This is a genomic window from Pseudomonas sp. NMS19W (genome assembly GCF_051554255.1).
GTDB classification, from domain to species: domain Bacteria; phylum Pseudomonadota; class Gammaproteobacteria; order Pseudomonadales; family Pseudomonadaceae; genus Aquipseudomonas; species Aquipseudomonas kribbensis.
Genome location: NZ_CP136718.1, coordinates 1,409,330 through 1,422,520, shown reverse-complemented (window position 1 = coordinate 1,422,520; position 13,191 = coordinate 1,409,330). Strand labels below are relative to the sequence as shown.

The following is a 13,191-nucleotide window of genomic DNA, read 5'->3' as shown; positions in this document are numbered from 1 at the left end:
ACGTCGTATTACTAAAACTTTCTGTCCCACAACTGTCCGTGAAAAATCCTACAGGGCTTTCTCCTGGCACCATCGTTCCGTTACGATCATGCGCACACGTTTGCGCGGATTCGGCGCAAGGAGCACAGCGAGACAGAACGGATGCTGAACAGTAACTTGCTTAGAAAGCTCGATATGCAGGATCTCATGGTGTTTGTCGCCGTGTATGAGCAAAGCAGCGTCACCGATGTGTCGGAGGCGCTGTTTGTCAGTCAGTCCACCGTCAGTTACTGCCTGAAGAAACTGCGTACCAGTTTTGAAGACGAATTGTTCGTCAACACCCGCACGGGCATGCGCCCGACCTACAAGGCCAGCAGCATGTATGGCCATGTGCAGAAAATCCTCGAAAGCATCAACCTGTGCCACGCCGGCGCCCCGACCTTCGACCCGATGGCGCAACCGGTGACCTTCAACATCTGCGCCCCGGAATACTTCGAGCAACTGATCCTGCCGCGCATGCTCAAGCGTTTTGACTTCGACGATCTGCCGGTGATGGTCAACATGCACAAGTTCGAAACCGACGTACCGGCGCAAGAGTTGCGCGATGGCAGCCTCGATCTGGTGATCTGTTTCGGCCCGCATTTCCACCGCAGCCATACCGACCTGAAATCGCGGATGCTGCTGGAGGATGATCTGGTTTGCGTCTTCGACAAACGTGCGACGCCGCTGGAGCCGCGCCTGAGCCTGCAGGCCTTCACCGAACGCCGGCACGTGTTCCCGACGCCCTGGACGTCCACCACCAACATGGTTGATGGCTGGCTGGCGCGGCAGGCACAGAAGCGCCAGATCGTCGCCCGCTCCAACAGCTACAGCGCGGCGTTGAAGATGATCACCGGCACCGATTTCATCCTCACCCTGCCCCGGCGGATCCAGCGCTTGCTGACCAACGACGCGGTGTTCAATCACTGCGAGGCACCCAACGGCCTGCCGGGGTTCACCCTCGACATGCAGTGGAGCCACAACGTCGATCAGGACAGCGCCAACCTCTGGCTGCGCGAGCAGGTCATCAAGACCTGCGCGGAGCTGGAGGCGGCCTGAGTCTTACACGCCGATGGCGACTTTGCTGTAGGACTCGCGGTCGATGTCGAGCAGTTCCACGCTCAACTGCACTTCGACACCGGCCGGCCACTCGCACAGCTCCTGCAGCACCGCCAACAGGTTTTGCGAGAGTTGTTTCTTGATCTCCGGGGAACGACCGCTGAGCAGCGCCAGCCTCACCGCCACGAAGGCCCGCTCGCTCATGGCCGTGCCGACCTTGAAGGTTTCGACCTTGACCGCACGGCTCTTGATATCGAACTCCGCCGCGAACTGACCGGAACCCACCAGGGTGTTGTTGAGCCGGATCAACGCCACGTCGGCGTTCAGTTGCGGCAGGTTGGCGGTGTATTCCATGTGCAGGTGTGGCATCGAAAGACTCCAAACGGTCGGCAGAAAGGCCGTACATATAACACAGCTGCGCCCTACTCTCCTGCGGCTTTTTCCGACACAGGAACGGGAAGCTCCCGACGCAGCGCCAGGGTTTCCCAGATCGCCACCAGCACCACGACTGCCGTGGTCAACGCGCCCAGCGCCAAGGCTGAAAACCAGTGATTCAGTGCCGGCGGCAACAACAGCGTGAGCACTACCAGCCCGAATACATGGGACAAGGGTGGGAACGGTCGATCAGCCATGACCCACTTGAACAGCGCATTACCGAGCAGGAACAGCCATGGCCCGGCGATGATCACGACAATGCCGGAATCGCTGGCATGATCCGGATGCACCAGCACCAGTTCATCGGCCACTGCGCTGACGATGACCCCGGCGACGATCAGCACATGCAGGTAGGTGTAGGCGATTCGCGCCTGGCGCCCGGGGTCGGCGGAATGAGCGATACGGTGGTGCGCGCGCTCCGCACCGCTGTCGAAGTACACCCACCACATGGCGATGCTGCCCAGCACCGCCACCAGAAACGCCAGCAGTCCATCGCGGCCCGGTGTCAGCTCGGCGAAGGTCGCGCCGGTCACCAGCAACGATTCACCCAGAGCGATGATCACGAACAGCGCACAACGCTCGGCCATGTGATTGCCTTCGACGTTCCAGTCGCTCAGTGACGAGCGTCCCAGTCCCGGCACCCAGAAATACAGCGACGGCGAAATCAGTTCGATCAGCAGCGCCAGCGCCCAGCAAAGCAACCGCTGCTCGCCTTCCACAAACGCCCCGCCGATCCAGAACACCCCGGACAACATCAGCCACGCGAGGATGCGCTGGAAGTTGCGCGTCATGTTCAGCGACTCGCCGCGTACCGCCCAGATTGCGAACAGCGTGCGCCCGACCTGCATGAACACGAACGCCGCCGCGAACATCAGGCCGCGCTCGGTGAATGCCTTGGGAATCGAGGAAGAGAGCAGCAAACCGGCGATCATCAGGCCGAACAGTCCGAGGCGCACCGGCAGTTTTTCCGGGTCGAGCCAGTTGGTGATCCAGGACGTGAAGATCCACACCCACCACACCGCGACCATCATCAGCGTCACCTGCACCGCACCGATAACCGACAAGTGCGCGAGCAAGGTGTGGGAAAGTTGAGTCACGGCAAACACGAACACCAGATCGAAAAACAGTTCGACCATGCCGACCTTGCCGCTGTCGAGACTGCCGCGCCCACGCAGCAAACCACGGGAAATGCTCATGGGGTCCAGGCTCCACCGAGTTCAGGTGTACTCAGCAAAGCAGCCGGACCACGGCTCGGCAAGTCAGAGCGGCGAGTGAGGCCGCTCACTCATGAACTGCTCCAGCCGCGAGCGCAGCCAGCGTTCGGCCGGGTCGCTGTCGACATGGCTGAGCCAGACCATCGACAGGTCGAGCGTCGGGGTCTTGAACGGAAACGGTTCCTTGAACAGCAGGCCCGAGGCCGCCATGGCTTCGGCGGTGTAGTCCGGCAGGCTGGCGATCAGATCGGTGCCGGCCAGCAGCGCCGGCAGTGCGCTGTATTGCGGCACCGACAACACCACCTGACGGGTTCGACCGAGGTCCGCCAGCCACTCATCGGCGTAACCACTGACATTGGCTGTGTGGGAAACCAGCACATGGGGCCGTGCGCAATATTCGTCGAGGGTCAGCGGGGTGGCGGACTTGTCGGCGCGCAGGATGCTCGGCTGGATATGCCGCAGCAGCTTGCGCTTGGCATTGGCCGGAAGGCCACGGGTCTGGCTGATACCGACGGTGATATCGCCAGCCGCCAGCAGATCGGGAATCCGCCAGTAATCGACATGCTGCACCACGAACGCCACGTTCGGTGCTTCCTGGCGCAAGGCGCGCAACAGGGGCGGCAGCAGACCGAACTCGACGTCGTCCGACAGGCCGATGCGAAAGGTCATGGTGCTGACGGCGGGATCGAAATCACGGGTCAGGCTCAGCGCCACCGACAACGAGTCCAGCGCGGGTTTCAAATGGCGATAGATGTCTTCGGCGCGGGCTGTCGGTTCCATGCGATGGCCGACGCGAATGAACAATGGATCGTTGAGCATCGTGCGCAGGCGATTGAGCGCCGAGCTGATGGTCGGCTGGCCGAGAAACAGCTTCTCGGCGGCCCGGGTCACGTTGCGTTCGAGCATCAAGGTCTCGAACACCACCATCAGGTTGATGTCGGCCTTGCGAAGTTCATTGCGGTTCATCCATTGCCCCCTGTCCCCGGATTGCGGGCAGTGTAGAAAGCCCTGTCGTTATCGTCTATGCGCGAATGGTCCAGTAGATCGTCAGAAGGCCAATCCCGACGCCCTGCCCTGCGCATCGCAGAAACATGATCCAACGATTGGAAACAAATCCCCGATAGCCAAATAACAAGGCTCCGCTAGGCTTGCGGGCATGCGTCAAACAGCTTGTCGCAATATCCCATCGCATGGAGCGAACTGAATGTATTTCGAGATTTACAGGCAATCCAAGGGCACCCCGAGCACCGGCAAGGGCCAATGGCGCTGGCGCCTGCGGGCGGGAAACCATGAGACGGTTGCCAGTGGCGAGTCGTATGTGAACAAGGCGGATTGTCTGCATGTGATCGAGCTGATCAAGGGTGTGCAGGGGGATACGCCGGTGAAGGAGATTTGAGGGCTGGCTGACAATCCTGCAGGAACTAAAAAAGCCCCGCTGATTTTCATCAACGGGGCTTTTCCGAGACTGACGCGAATCCCTGTCTTCAGAATTTCTCGGGGATGTGCCTGAAGGGATAATCCGATTCCTTGTAGCCCCCAGGCTTCTGCCGCTTGGGTAACTCAACCTTCTCGCGCGAAACACTCTTGTACGGGATGCGGCTGAGAAGATCGGAGATGATATTCAGGCGCGCTCGCCGCTTGTCATTCGAGTCGGCCACCAGCCAGGGTGCATATTCGGTATCGGTCGCCTTGATCATGTCGTCACGCGCCCGCGAGTAGTCATACCAGCGGCTGTACGACTTGAGATCCATGGGCGAGAGCTTCCAGATTTTTCGGCCGTCCTTGATACGCTCCTCCAGCCGACGGGTCTGTTCTTCCTGACTGACGTTCAACCAGTATTTGAGCAGAATCACCCCGGAATCGACGATGGCATGCTCCACCAAGGGAACCGTCCTGAGAAATTTTTCGGCCTGATTCTCGCTACAGAACCCCATCACCCGCTCGACACCGGCGCGGTTGTACCAACTGCGATCGAAGATCACCACCTCACCCGCCGCCGGTAGATACGGCAGGTAACGCTGCATGTACATCTGGCTCTTCTCACGCTCGCTCGGGGCCGGCAACGCCACCACCCGGAAGACCCGCGGGCTGACCCGATCAGTAAGCGCCTTGATCGTCCCGCCCTTCCCCGCCTCGTCACGCCCCTCGAAAATCACACAGACCTTGATGCCCTCGGCCCTCACCCATTCCTGCAGCTTGACGAGCTCAACGTGCAGTCGACGCAGCTCCGTCAGATAGTCTTTGCTCGATAGCTTCGGGCGATCTGCGGGGGTTTCTCTGGGCGTGTCTTTCTTCTTTCCCTTTGCCATGACCGAACCTCATGCATTTGGAATGCAGGAGTTTAGTCAGTTAATTCGGAGTGTGAGCAGCCTGGATGCGCTGGAGTATTGCGCTCCGCCCATTGGTGCAAGGACTGATCAGAAACAAAAAAGCCCCGTAGACTTTCATCTACGGGGCTTTTTCTATGTATGGCGGAGAGATAGGGATTCGAACCCTAGGTACCGGTGAAGGTACAACGGATTTCGAATCCGTCCCATTCGGCCACTCTGGCATCTCTCCAACGGCGCGCATCATAACAACACTTTCGTTGAATGGGAAACCCCTAAACGAAATTTTTTCCGTGCTATCAGATGCTTGCGTCGATTAAAGCGGTACGCCCAGACGGTTGGCGACTTCTTCGTAGGCTTCGATGACGTCACCGAGGCCCTGACGGAAGCGGTCCTTGTCCATCTTCTTCTTGGTGTCCTTGTCCCACAGACGGCAGCCGTCCGGGCTGAATTCGTCGCCCAGGACGATGGAGCCGTCGCTGAACACGCCGAATTCAAGCTTGAAGTCCACCAGCAGCAGGCCAGCGTCGTCGAACAGTTTGCTCAGGACTTCGTTGACCTTGAGCGACAGTTCTTTCATGCGCGCCAGTTGCTCGGCGGTGCCCCAGCCGAATGCCACGACATGGGATTCGTTGATGAACGGGTCGCCCTTGGCGTCGTCCTTCAGGAACAGTTCGAAGGTGTACGGGTTGAGCTTCATGCCCTCCTCGACGCCCAGACGCTTGACCAGGCTGCCGGCGGCGTAGTTACGCACGACGCACTCGACCGGGATCATGTCGAGTTTTTTCACCAGCACTTCGTTGTCGGCCAGCAGCTTGTCGAACTGGGTCGGAATGCCGGCCGCTTCGAGTTTCTGCATGATGAAGGCGTTGAACTTGTTGTTCACCATGCCTTTGCGGTCGAGCTGCTCGATGCGCTTGCCGTCGAACGCCGAGGTGTCGTTGCGAAACAGCAGGATCAAGCGGTCAGCGTCGTCGGTCTTGTAAACCGATTTGGCTTTGCCGCGGTAGAGTTCTTCACGTTTTTCCATGATGGGCTCCGCTTGCTAAGTAGATGGGCTAGGCGATGTGGCGCCAGTCGAGCCCTGAATCTTGATCGGCCAGTTGCAGCCAGTCCGGGTCGCACCCGAGGGTGTCGACAAAACATTGCCGGGCCAGCTGCGGCAGGTTGTTCTTGCTGCTCAGATGGGCCAGGACCAGGTGTTGCAGGCCTTGCCAGCCCAACTCGGCCACCAGGAATGCCGCCTGATGGTTGTTCAAATGTCCCAGCTCGCCGCCCACCCGCTGCTTGAGAAAGTACGGGTAATGACCACGGGCCAGCATGTCTCGGCAATGATTGGACTCGATCATCAACGCATCGAGGTCCCGATAACCGTCCAGCACCCGCTCGCAGTATGAACCCAGATCGGTCAGCAGGCCGAAGCGCCGCTGTTCCTGATCACTGAAGACATACTGGGTCGGTTCCTGTGCATCGTGGGCCACGGCAATGACCCGGATGTCCAGAGCACCGATCTGCAGCTGCTCGCCGCCGGCCACGAAGCCTGCGGGCTCAATCGGTTTGCGCATCCCGCGCAGTGTGCCGCGACTGAGGTAAACCGGCAGATTGTAGCGCCGAGACAGCAAACCCACGCCATGCACGTGGTCGGCATGTTCGTGGGTCACGAGTATCGCGCTCAGCTGCGCCGGGTTCACACCCAGGCGCAACAGGCGTTTTTCGGTTTCCCGCAGGGAAAAAACCACAATCCACCAGCACATACGTATCAGCACTGGCAATCAGCGTGCCGTTCCCTTGGCTACCGCTGCCGAGAACGGCAAAACGCATTGGATCAGCCCAGGTTGTCCTGAATCACGCTCAACACTTTGCGGGCCACATCGGCCGGCGCGACGGTGTTGATGTTTTTCTCGACGGTGACCTGAACGTTGTCGCCAACCTTGCTCAGGCGAACCTGATAACGCTCGGCACGGGCTTCAACTTCTTCCTTGGTCGGCGCACTGCCGAACAGGCTGCTGAAGAAACCAGGCTTCTCGTCTTTCTTCTCGGCCTTTTCGGCCAGGTTGATGTAGTACAGGCCCAGGCTGCGGTTGATGTCTTCAACGCGCCACTGACCTTGCTCCAGCGCACGACCGACGCTCGACCAGGCACGATCCAGATCCGAACCGACGTTCAATACCGGGTTGCCGCTGCCGTCTTCGCTGAGGGCGACACGGCTCGGGGTATCGAAATCACGGGATGCCAGCATCGACACCGAACCGCCCTTCTCGGAGGTACGGCTCATGCTCGCGAGCATGTCGTCAACCAGAGCAGCGTCCAGGCCAGTGTTGACCGAACGGTTGGTGAAATCGACGTTGGCGGTGCTGCCGGCAGGACGCTCGGCGCTGACCACGTAGATTTCACTGGTATTGCGCTGCACGCCCGGCTCGATGCGCACCCGCACGCGGGTCTCGCTGTCGGCACCGACACCAGCGGCGCTCAGGCGCTTGGCCATGGCGGCGGACAGTTCGTCGGAATGCTGCCAGGTGGTGGTGAATTCGCCGGTTTGCGGACGCTGTTCATCCAGACGGAAACCGTTGTCTTGGAAGAACTGCACAGCCACTGGCCAGACTTCGGCCGGTGGATGCTGACCCATGACCCAACGCGAATCACCGCTCTTCTGCAGCGAGTAATCGCTGGCATCCGCGATTGCCGACAGCGGCTGAGGACGCGGAACCACGTATTCGCCGGTTGCGGTGTCGTCGGCTACGTTGCGCGGGATCGGCAGCAGCGGATCCAGACGCTTGGAGGTGCTGACACCTTCTGGCAGTTGCATCGGTGCAGTCTGTTTCGCTTCCAGGTAGTCGCTACCACGGTCACGGAAATAACCTTCCGGGCCCCAGATCCATCCGCAGCCACTGGTGCTGGAGATAATCAAGGCAAGTGCGGAAAGTCCGGCCATTCGCTTCATGCGTTGTACTTCCTCAATTAAACCAGGACGCTGCACTGGCGCAGGGCCGAGCGCAACGTTTCATGACAAGGAGCGCTCAGCCAGGTCAGCGGCAGGCGAATGCCTTCGTGCATCAGGCCCATTTCGACCAAAGCCCACTTCACCGGAATCGGGTTGGCTTCGATGAACAGGTCCTTGTGCAGCGGCATCAGTTTTTCGTTGATGGCCCGTGCGGTCTCGGCGTCGCCCTTGAGCGCGGCCTCGCACAGGTCGGCCATTTCGCGCGGAGCGACGTTGGCGGTGACGGAGATGTTGCCTTTGCCGCCCAGCAGGATCAGTTCGACGGCGGTCGGATCATCGCCGGACAGCACGATGAAATCCTTGCTCACGCCATCGAGGATTGCCTTGGCGCGTTTCAGATCGCCAGTGGCTTCCTTGATACCGATGATGTTCGGCACGGTGGACAGGCGGATCACGGTCTCGGCCTGCATGTCGCAGGAGGTGCGGCCGGGAACGTTGTAGAGGATCTGCGGGATGTCGACCGCTTCGGCGATGTGCTTGAAGTGCTGGTACAGGCCTTCCTGGGTCGGCTTGTTGTAGTACGGGACGACCAGCAGGCAGGCATCGGCGCCGGCTTCCTTGGCGTTGCGGGTCAGCTCGACGGCTTCGCGGGTCGAGTTGGCGCCGGTACCGGCGATCACCGGAATGCGGCCTGCCACCTGTTTGACCACGGCTTTGATGACGGCAATGTGTTCTTCTACATCAAGGGTTGCCGACTCGCCGGTAGTACCGACCGCGACAATGGCATGGGTGCCGTTCTTGAGATGGAAGTCCACGAGTTTGCTGAGGCTGTCCCAGTCAAGACGCCCTTGTGCATCCATGGGTGTGACCAGTGCCACCATACTGCCCGCAATCATGAAACCGCTCCTGCCGGAAAAAGAGAGCGGTAATGGTACTGGCGCCAAGATGCTTGCACAAGCGAAGTACTGCGCCGCCATTCCCCTTGGCGCCGCTTTTCGCTACCCTTCAGACTTTGATCGGTACTGATCAGCTTGTGCGCCGGGTTCCTGCCCCCGTTTCGGCCTTCCAGACCCCGTTCCAGCGTCGCCGCCTTACGCTTCCTTATTATTGGAGCCGTGGCGACAGGCGAACCGGGTCTTCCGGACAGGTATGTCCCGGCACTCAACGCCCTCACCCTACCGACCGCTCATCGCTTTAGGAATGCTGCATGTCCACCCCCACAGTTCGCGAACAATTCCTTGTCATCAGTGCCCTCGGCGCCAATCCCATGGAGCTGACCAACGTCCTGTGCCGCGCCAGCCATGAAAACCGCTGCGCGGTCGTCACCTCGCGCCTGACCCGCCACGGCGAATGCAGTGCGCTGGTGCTCGAAGTCTCCGGCAGCTGGGACGCCCTGGCCCGCCTGGAAGGCAGCCTGCCGACGCTGGCAAAACGTCATTCGTTCACCGTCAACGTGGTGCGCAGCGCAGCCCTGGAAAATCGTCCGCAGGCCCTGCCGTACGTTGCCTACGTGTCCTCGGCCTACCGCCCCGACATCATCAATGAACTCTGCCAGTTCTTCATGGATCACAACGTCGAGCTGGAAAACCTGACCTGCGACACCTATCAGGCACCACAGACCGGCGGCACCATGCTCAACGCCACGTTCACCGTGACCCTGCCGGCCGGCACCCAGATCAGCTGGCTGCGCGACCAGTTCCTGGACTTCGCCGATGCCATGAACCTCGACGCACTGATCGAACCGTGGCGCCCACAGAACCCAATGTAAGGAAGCTTTCATGGCCGTAGCTATCGATCAACCGGTTGCCGACTTCGAAGCACCCGCCACCAGCGGACAGACCGTCAGCCTTTCGGCCCTCAAGGGCAAGCAAGTGGTGATCTACTTCTATCCGAAGGACAGCACCCCGGGCTGCACCACCGAAGGTCAGGGCTTTCGCGATCAGTACGCGGCGTTCAAGGCTGCCAACACGGAAATTTTCGGTATCTCCCGCGACAGCCTGAAGTCCCACGAGAACTTCAAGTGCAAGCAGGAGTTTCCGTTCGAACTGATCAGCGACAAGGACGAAGCCGTCTGCCAGCTGTTCGACGTGATCAAGCTGAAAAAACTCTACGGCAAGGAATACCTGGGCGTGGATCGCAGCACGTTCCTGATCGACAAGGATGGCGTTCTGCGTCAGGAATGGCGCGGCGTGAAAGTGCCGGGTCACGTGGATGCAGTGCTGGCCGCTGCTCAGGCGCTGGACAAGGCCTGATGCTTTCGGCGCCCTGGCGGGCGCCGAATTACTTTCAAAGCAATGGCGCCACCACCGGTTCCTTGCGCGGCCACGCATCAAGCACAGCCTTGAACAGCGTCGCCAGCGGAATCGCGAAGAATACTCCCCAGAAGCCCCACAACCCTCCGAACAACAGCACCGCGCAGATGATCGCCACCGGGTGCAGATTGACCGCTTCGGAGAACAGCAAGGGCACCAGCACGTTGCCGTCCAGGGTCTGAATGATCCCGTAGACCGCCATCAGATAGATGAACTGATCGCTCCAGCCCCACTGGAATAGCGCAATCAGCATTACCGGTACCGTCACCACCACCGCCCCGACATACGGCACCACCACCGACACGCCCACCAACAACGCCAGCAGTGCCGCGTAGTTCAGCCCGAGGGCGACGAAGGCGATGTAGGTCACCCCGCCACAGATCACGATCTCGATGACCTTGCCGCGAATGTAGTTGGCGATCTGCCGGTTCATTTCCTCGGCAACCCGGGTGATCAGCGCCCGCTCACGAGGCAGATAACCGCGCACCCATTCGCCGATCATCACCCGGTCTTTCAGGAAGAAGAACACCAGGATCGGCACCAGGACCAGATAGATCATGATATTCACCAGCAGCGGCAGACTCGACAACGAGAACGTCAGTGCCCACTGCCCGAATTTCCCGATCTCGCCGCGCGCCGCTTCGATGGCTTGCAGCACCTGCTCGTCGGACACCAGATGCGGATAGCGCTCCGGCAGCAGCAACAGCAGCGATTGCCACTTGGCGAGCATGCCCGGCAGCTCGTTGAACAGCGTGATCAATTGATGCCAGAGCAGCGGCAGCACCACGACGATGAACAACAGCAGCACGCCCATGAACAGCGCAAACACCAGCCCCACCGCCGCGCCACCGGGCATGCGCAGGCGCTCAAGCGTGACCACCAGCCCCTGCATCAGATACGCCAGCACCATCCCGGCCAGCACAGGCGCGAGCATTCCGCCAAGGGTAAGTACGGCGGTGAAGGCGAGAAACAACAACACCGCCAGCACCACCGCCTCCTCATCGGAAAAGTAGCGCTGAATCCAGTCGCGTAACACTTTGAACATCAATAATCCTTAGGTCTTTTACGCTGTCGATTTCAGGCTTTTTTCAACCAGTACCGGTAGACGCCCGCCTCGTCTTCTTCACGCAGCAGCGTATGACCGGCCAATCGGGCAAAGGTGCGAAAGTCGCGCTGCGAGCCAGCATCCGTGGCAATTACCTTGAGCACCGCGCCACTGGGCAGCTTGTTCAGCTCCATCTTGGCCTTGAGCAACGGCAACGGGCAATTCAGGCCACTGGCGTCCAGTTCACAGTCATGGGCTACAGCGTCGGTCATGCGTTACTCCGGTTCAGAGGGTCAGGCTGCCTAGAATATCTGGTCGCAAGCCCGGTGTCCGGCTACAGTAAGGTCTTTGTCGACTAAGGCTTTGTGCATGACATTTTTGCGCCCTACCCTGCTGACGCTCGCTTGCCTGCTCGCCTCACCGGGCTTCGCCGACGACTTGCCGTCACTCGGTGACGCCAGCTCTGCCATTGTCTCGCCACAACAGGAATACCAACTGGGTCGCGCCTGGCTGGCGCTGCTGCGCAGCCAGGTTTCACAGCTCAACGATCCACAGCTCAAGGACTACGTCGAGTCCAGCGTCTACAAACTGGTGGAAACCAGCCAGGTCAACGACCGACGCCTGGAATTCATTCTGATCAACAGCCCGCAGCTCAACGCCTTCGCGGCGCCGGGCGGGATTGTCGGGGTCAACGGCGGCCTGTTTCTCAATGCCCAGACCGAAGGCGAGTACGCCTCGGTACTGGCTCATGAACTGGCTCACTTGTCCCAACGCCACTTTGCTCGTGGCGTCGAGGCGTCGCAGCGGATGCAGGTGCCGATGATGGCCGCCTTGCTGGCCGGCATCGTGATTGCCGCTGCCGGCGGCGGCGACGCCGGGATCGCGACCATCGCGGGCACTCAGGCTGCGGCGATCCAGTCGCAACGGACCTTCTCGCGCCAGAACGAACAGGAAGCCGACCGCATCGGCATTCTCAACCTCGAAAAAGCCGGTTACGACCCGCGCTCCATGCCGACCATGTTCGAACGCCTGATGCGCCAGTACCGCTACGACGCCAAGCCGCCGGAATTCCTTCTGACTCACCCGGTAACCGAATCGCGGATCGCCGACACCCGCAACCGTGCGGAACAGGCCAAACCCGGCGGTATCGAGGACAGCATGCGCTATCAGTTGATCCGCGCACGGGTACAGTTGATCTACGAAGAAACCCCGGGAATGGGTGCCAAGCGCTTCCGGGCACAACTGGATGAGAACCCGAAAAACAATGTGGCCCGTTATGGCCTGGCGATCGCCCAGATCAAGGGTGGCCAGTTGAATGAAGCGCGGGAGAATCTCAAGCAACTGCTGGAGAAATCCCCGAACGAGATCATCTACAACCTCGCCCAGGTCGATCTGGACATCACCAACAATCGCCTGGCAGATGCGCAATCGCGGGTCGACCGCATGCTGACGCAATATCCAGGCAACTATCCGCTGAATCAGGTGCGTGTCGATCTGCTACTGAAGCAGAACCGCACCGCCGACGCGGAAAAAGCCCTGGAAGGCTTGCTGAAGTCTCGGCCGAACGATCCGGACGTCTGGTATCAGGTGGCGGAGACCCGCGGCTTGTCGGGCAACATCATTGGCCTGCACCAGGCCCGTGCCGAGTATTTCGCGCTGGTCGGCGATTACCGCCAGGCCATCCAGCAACTGGACTTCGCCAAACGCAAGGCTGGCAGCAACTTCCCGCTGTCGTCGCGGATCGATGCTCGTCAGCGCGAACTGATGGAGCAGGAACGCATGATCAAGGACATGATGGGATAAGCCCGCCCCAGGAAAAACTCCGGACACAAAAAAACCG

The 13,191-nt window shown here is 60.2% G+C and carries 14 protein-coding genes, 1 tRNA gene and 1 pseudogene; 5 read left to right on the top strand and 11 right to left on the bottom strand.

The window, feature by feature from the left end; translation table 11 throughout:
* Positions 1-141: 141 nt before the first annotated feature.
* Positions 142-1,077: a LysR family transcriptional regulator gene (locus R1A29_RS06485; RefSeq protein WP_085710261.1), complete on the top strand. Its 936-nt coding sequence runs from the start codon at positions 142-144 to the stop codon at positions 1,075-1,077.
* 3 nt (positions 1,078-1,080) lie between these two features.
* Here R1A29_RS06485 and R1A29_RS06480 read toward each other — a convergent pair whose 3' ends face one another.
* From R1A29_RS06480 to R1A29_RS06470, 3 genes are all read right to left on the bottom strand, one after another.
* Positions 1,081-1,446, bottom strand: coding sequence for a 5-carboxymethyl-2-hydroxymuconate Delta-isomerase (locus tag R1A29_RS06480; protein WP_438300967.1), 366 nt, complete (start codon positions 1,444-1,446; stop codon positions 1,081-1,083).
* A 53-nt stretch (positions 1,447-1,499) separates the two neighbouring features.
* Positions 1,500-2,708, bottom strand: coding sequence for a low temperature requirement protein A (locus tag R1A29_RS06475; protein WP_438300966.1), 1,209 nt, complete (start codon positions 2,706-2,708; stop codon positions 1,500-1,502).
* A 63-nt stretch (positions 2,709-2,771) separates the two neighbouring features.
* Complete coding sequence (locus tag R1A29_RS06470) at positions 2,772-3,692, bottom strand: LysR family transcriptional regulator (RefSeq protein WP_085710257.1); 921 nt, start codon at positions 3,690-3,692, stop codon at positions 2,772-2,774.
* Positions 3,693-3,930: 238 nt separating this feature from the next.
* Here R1A29_RS06470 and R1A29_RS06465 point away from each other — a divergent pair, with 238 nt between their 5' ends.
* Positions 3,931-4,122 (top strand): YegP family protein, encoded by a 192-nt coding sequence (locus R1A29_RS06465; protein WP_064383113.1) that lies wholly within the window; start codon positions 3,931-3,933, stop codon positions 4,120-4,122.
* 88 nt (positions 4,123-4,210) lie between these two features.
* Here R1A29_RS06465 and ppk2 read toward each other — a convergent pair whose 3' ends face one another.
* From ppk2 to dapA, 6 genes and pseudogenes are all read right to left on the bottom strand, one after another.
* Positions 4,211-5,035 (bottom strand): polyphosphate kinase 2, encoded by an 825-nt coding sequence (ppk2, locus tag R1A29_RS06460; RefSeq protein ID WP_438300965.1) that lies wholly within the window; start codon positions 5,033-5,035, stop codon positions 4,211-4,213.
* 160 nt (positions 5,036-5,195) lie between these two features.
* Positions 5,196-5,285 (bottom strand) — tRNA-Ser (locus R1A29_RS06455).
* Between the two features lie 84 nt (positions 5,286-5,369).
* Positions 5,370-6,083, bottom strand: coding sequence for a phosphoribosylaminoimidazolesuccinocarboxamide synthase (gene purC / locus R1A29_RS06450; RefSeq protein ID WP_007958019.1), 714 nt, complete (start codon positions 6,081-6,083; stop codon positions 5,370-5,372).
* Between the two features lie 28 nt (positions 6,084-6,111).
* Positions 6,112-6,874, bottom strand: a pseudogene (locus R1A29_RS06445) (MBL fold metallo-hydrolase).
* A 4-nt stretch (positions 6,875-6,878) separates the two neighbouring features.
* Positions 6,879-7,994 (bottom strand): outer membrane protein assembly factor BamC, encoded by a 1,116-nt coding sequence (gene bamC / locus R1A29_RS06440; RefSeq protein ID WP_085710245.1) that lies wholly within the window; start codon positions 7,992-7,994, stop codon positions 6,879-6,881.
* 17 nt (positions 7,995-8,011) lie between these two features.
* On the bottom strand, positions 8,012-8,890 hold the full coding sequence (dapA, locus tag R1A29_RS06435; protein ID WP_085710243.1) for a 4-hydroxy-tetrahydrodipicolinate synthase: 879 nt from the start codon (positions 8,888-8,890) through the stop codon (positions 8,012-8,014).
* 311 nt (positions 8,891-9,201) lie between these two features.
* On the opposite strand from dapA, the gene R1A29_RS06430 reads away from it, so the two are divergent.
* Positions 9,202-9,762 (top strand): glycine cleavage system protein R, encoded by a 561-nt coding sequence (locus tag R1A29_RS06430; RefSeq protein WP_085710242.1) that lies wholly within the window; start codon positions 9,202-9,204, stop codon positions 9,760-9,762.
* A 10-nt stretch (positions 9,763-9,772) separates the two neighbouring features.
* Positions 9,773-10,246 carry a peroxiredoxin gene (locus tag R1A29_RS06425; protein WP_438300963.1) on the top strand — a complete coding sequence of 158 codons (474 nt, stop codon included), beginning with the start codon at positions 9,773-9,775 and terminating at the stop codon, positions 10,244-10,246.
* Positions 10,247-10,280: 34 nt separating this feature from the next.
* Here R1A29_RS06425 and R1A29_RS06420 read toward each other — a convergent pair whose 3' ends face one another.
* Positions 10,281-11,351, bottom strand: a complete 1,071-nt coding sequence (locus R1A29_RS06420) for an AI-2E family transporter (RefSeq protein ID WP_085710240.1) — start codon at positions 11,349-11,351, stop codon at positions 10,281-10,283.
* A 32-nt stretch (positions 11,352-11,383) separates the two neighbouring features.
* Positions 11,384-11,623, bottom strand: coding sequence for a sulfurtransferase TusA family protein (locus R1A29_RS06415; RefSeq protein ID WP_007963279.1), 240 nt, complete (start codon positions 11,621-11,623; stop codon positions 11,384-11,386).
* 97 nt (positions 11,624-11,720) lie between these two features.
* Here R1A29_RS06415 and R1A29_RS06410 point away from each other — a divergent pair, with 97 nt between their 5' ends.
* On the top strand, positions 11,721-13,154 hold the full coding sequence (locus R1A29_RS06410; protein WP_438300962.1) for a M48 family metalloprotease: 1,434 nt from the start codon (positions 11,721-11,723) through the stop codon (positions 13,152-13,154).
* The last annotated feature ends 37 nt before the right edge of the window (positions 13,155-13,191 follow it).

What these genes read in the sequence shown, in the direction of transcription:
- R1A29_RS06485 (WP_085710261.1), top strand. Translation starts at nt 142, where the DNA reads ATGCTGAACAGTAACTTGCTTAGAAAGCTCGATATGCAGGATCTCATG.
- R1A29_RS06480 (WP_438300967.1), bottom strand. Translation starts at nt 1,446, where the DNA reads ATGCCACACCTGCACATGGAATACACCGCCAACCTGCCGCAACTGAAC.
- R1A29_RS06475 (WP_438300966.1), bottom strand. Translation starts at nt 2,708, where the DNA reads ATGAGCATTTCCCGTGGTTTGCTGCGTGGGCGCGGCAGTCTCGACAGC.
- R1A29_RS06470 (WP_085710257.1), bottom strand. Translation starts at nt 3,692, where the DNA reads ATGAACCGCAATGAACTTCGCAAGGCCGACATCAACCTGATGGTGGTG.
- R1A29_RS06465 (WP_064383113.1), top strand. Translation starts at nt 3,931, where the DNA reads ATGTATTTCGAGATTTACAGGCAATCCAAGGGCACCCCGAGCACCGGC.
- ppk2 (WP_438300965.1), bottom strand. Translation starts at nt 5,035, where the DNA reads ATGGCAAAGGGAAAGAAGAAAGACACGCCCAGAGAAACCCCCGCAGAT.
- purC (WP_007958019.1), bottom strand. Translation starts at nt 6,083, where the DNA reads ATGGAAAAACGTGAAGAACTCTACCGCGGCAAAGCCAAATCGGTTTAC.
- bamC (WP_085710245.1), bottom strand. Translation starts at nt 7,994, where the DNA reads ATGAAGCGAATGGCCGGACTTTCCGCACTTGCCTTGATTATCTCCAGC.
- dapA (WP_085710243.1), bottom strand. Translation starts at nt 8,890, where the DNA reads ATGATTGCGGGCAGTATGGTGGCACTGGTCACACCCATGGATGCACAA.
- R1A29_RS06430 (WP_085710242.1), top strand. Translation starts at nt 9,202, where the DNA reads ATGTCCACCCCCACAGTTCGCGAACAATTCCTTGTCATCAGTGCCCTC.
- R1A29_RS06425 (WP_438300963.1), top strand. Translation starts at nt 9,773, where the DNA reads ATGGCCGTAGCTATCGATCAACCGGTTGCCGACTTCGAAGCACCCGCC.
- R1A29_RS06420 (WP_085710240.1), bottom strand. Translation starts at nt 11,351, where the DNA reads ATGTTCAAAGTGTTACGCGACTGGATTCAGCGCTACTTTTCCGATGAG.
- R1A29_RS06415 (WP_007963279.1), bottom strand. Translation starts at nt 11,623, where the DNA reads ATGACCGACGCTGTAGCCCATGACTGTGAACTGGACGCCAGTGGCCTG.
- R1A29_RS06410 (WP_438300962.1), top strand. Translation starts at nt 11,721, where the DNA reads ATGACATTTTTGCGCCCTACCCTGCTGACGCTCGCTTGCCTGCTCGCC.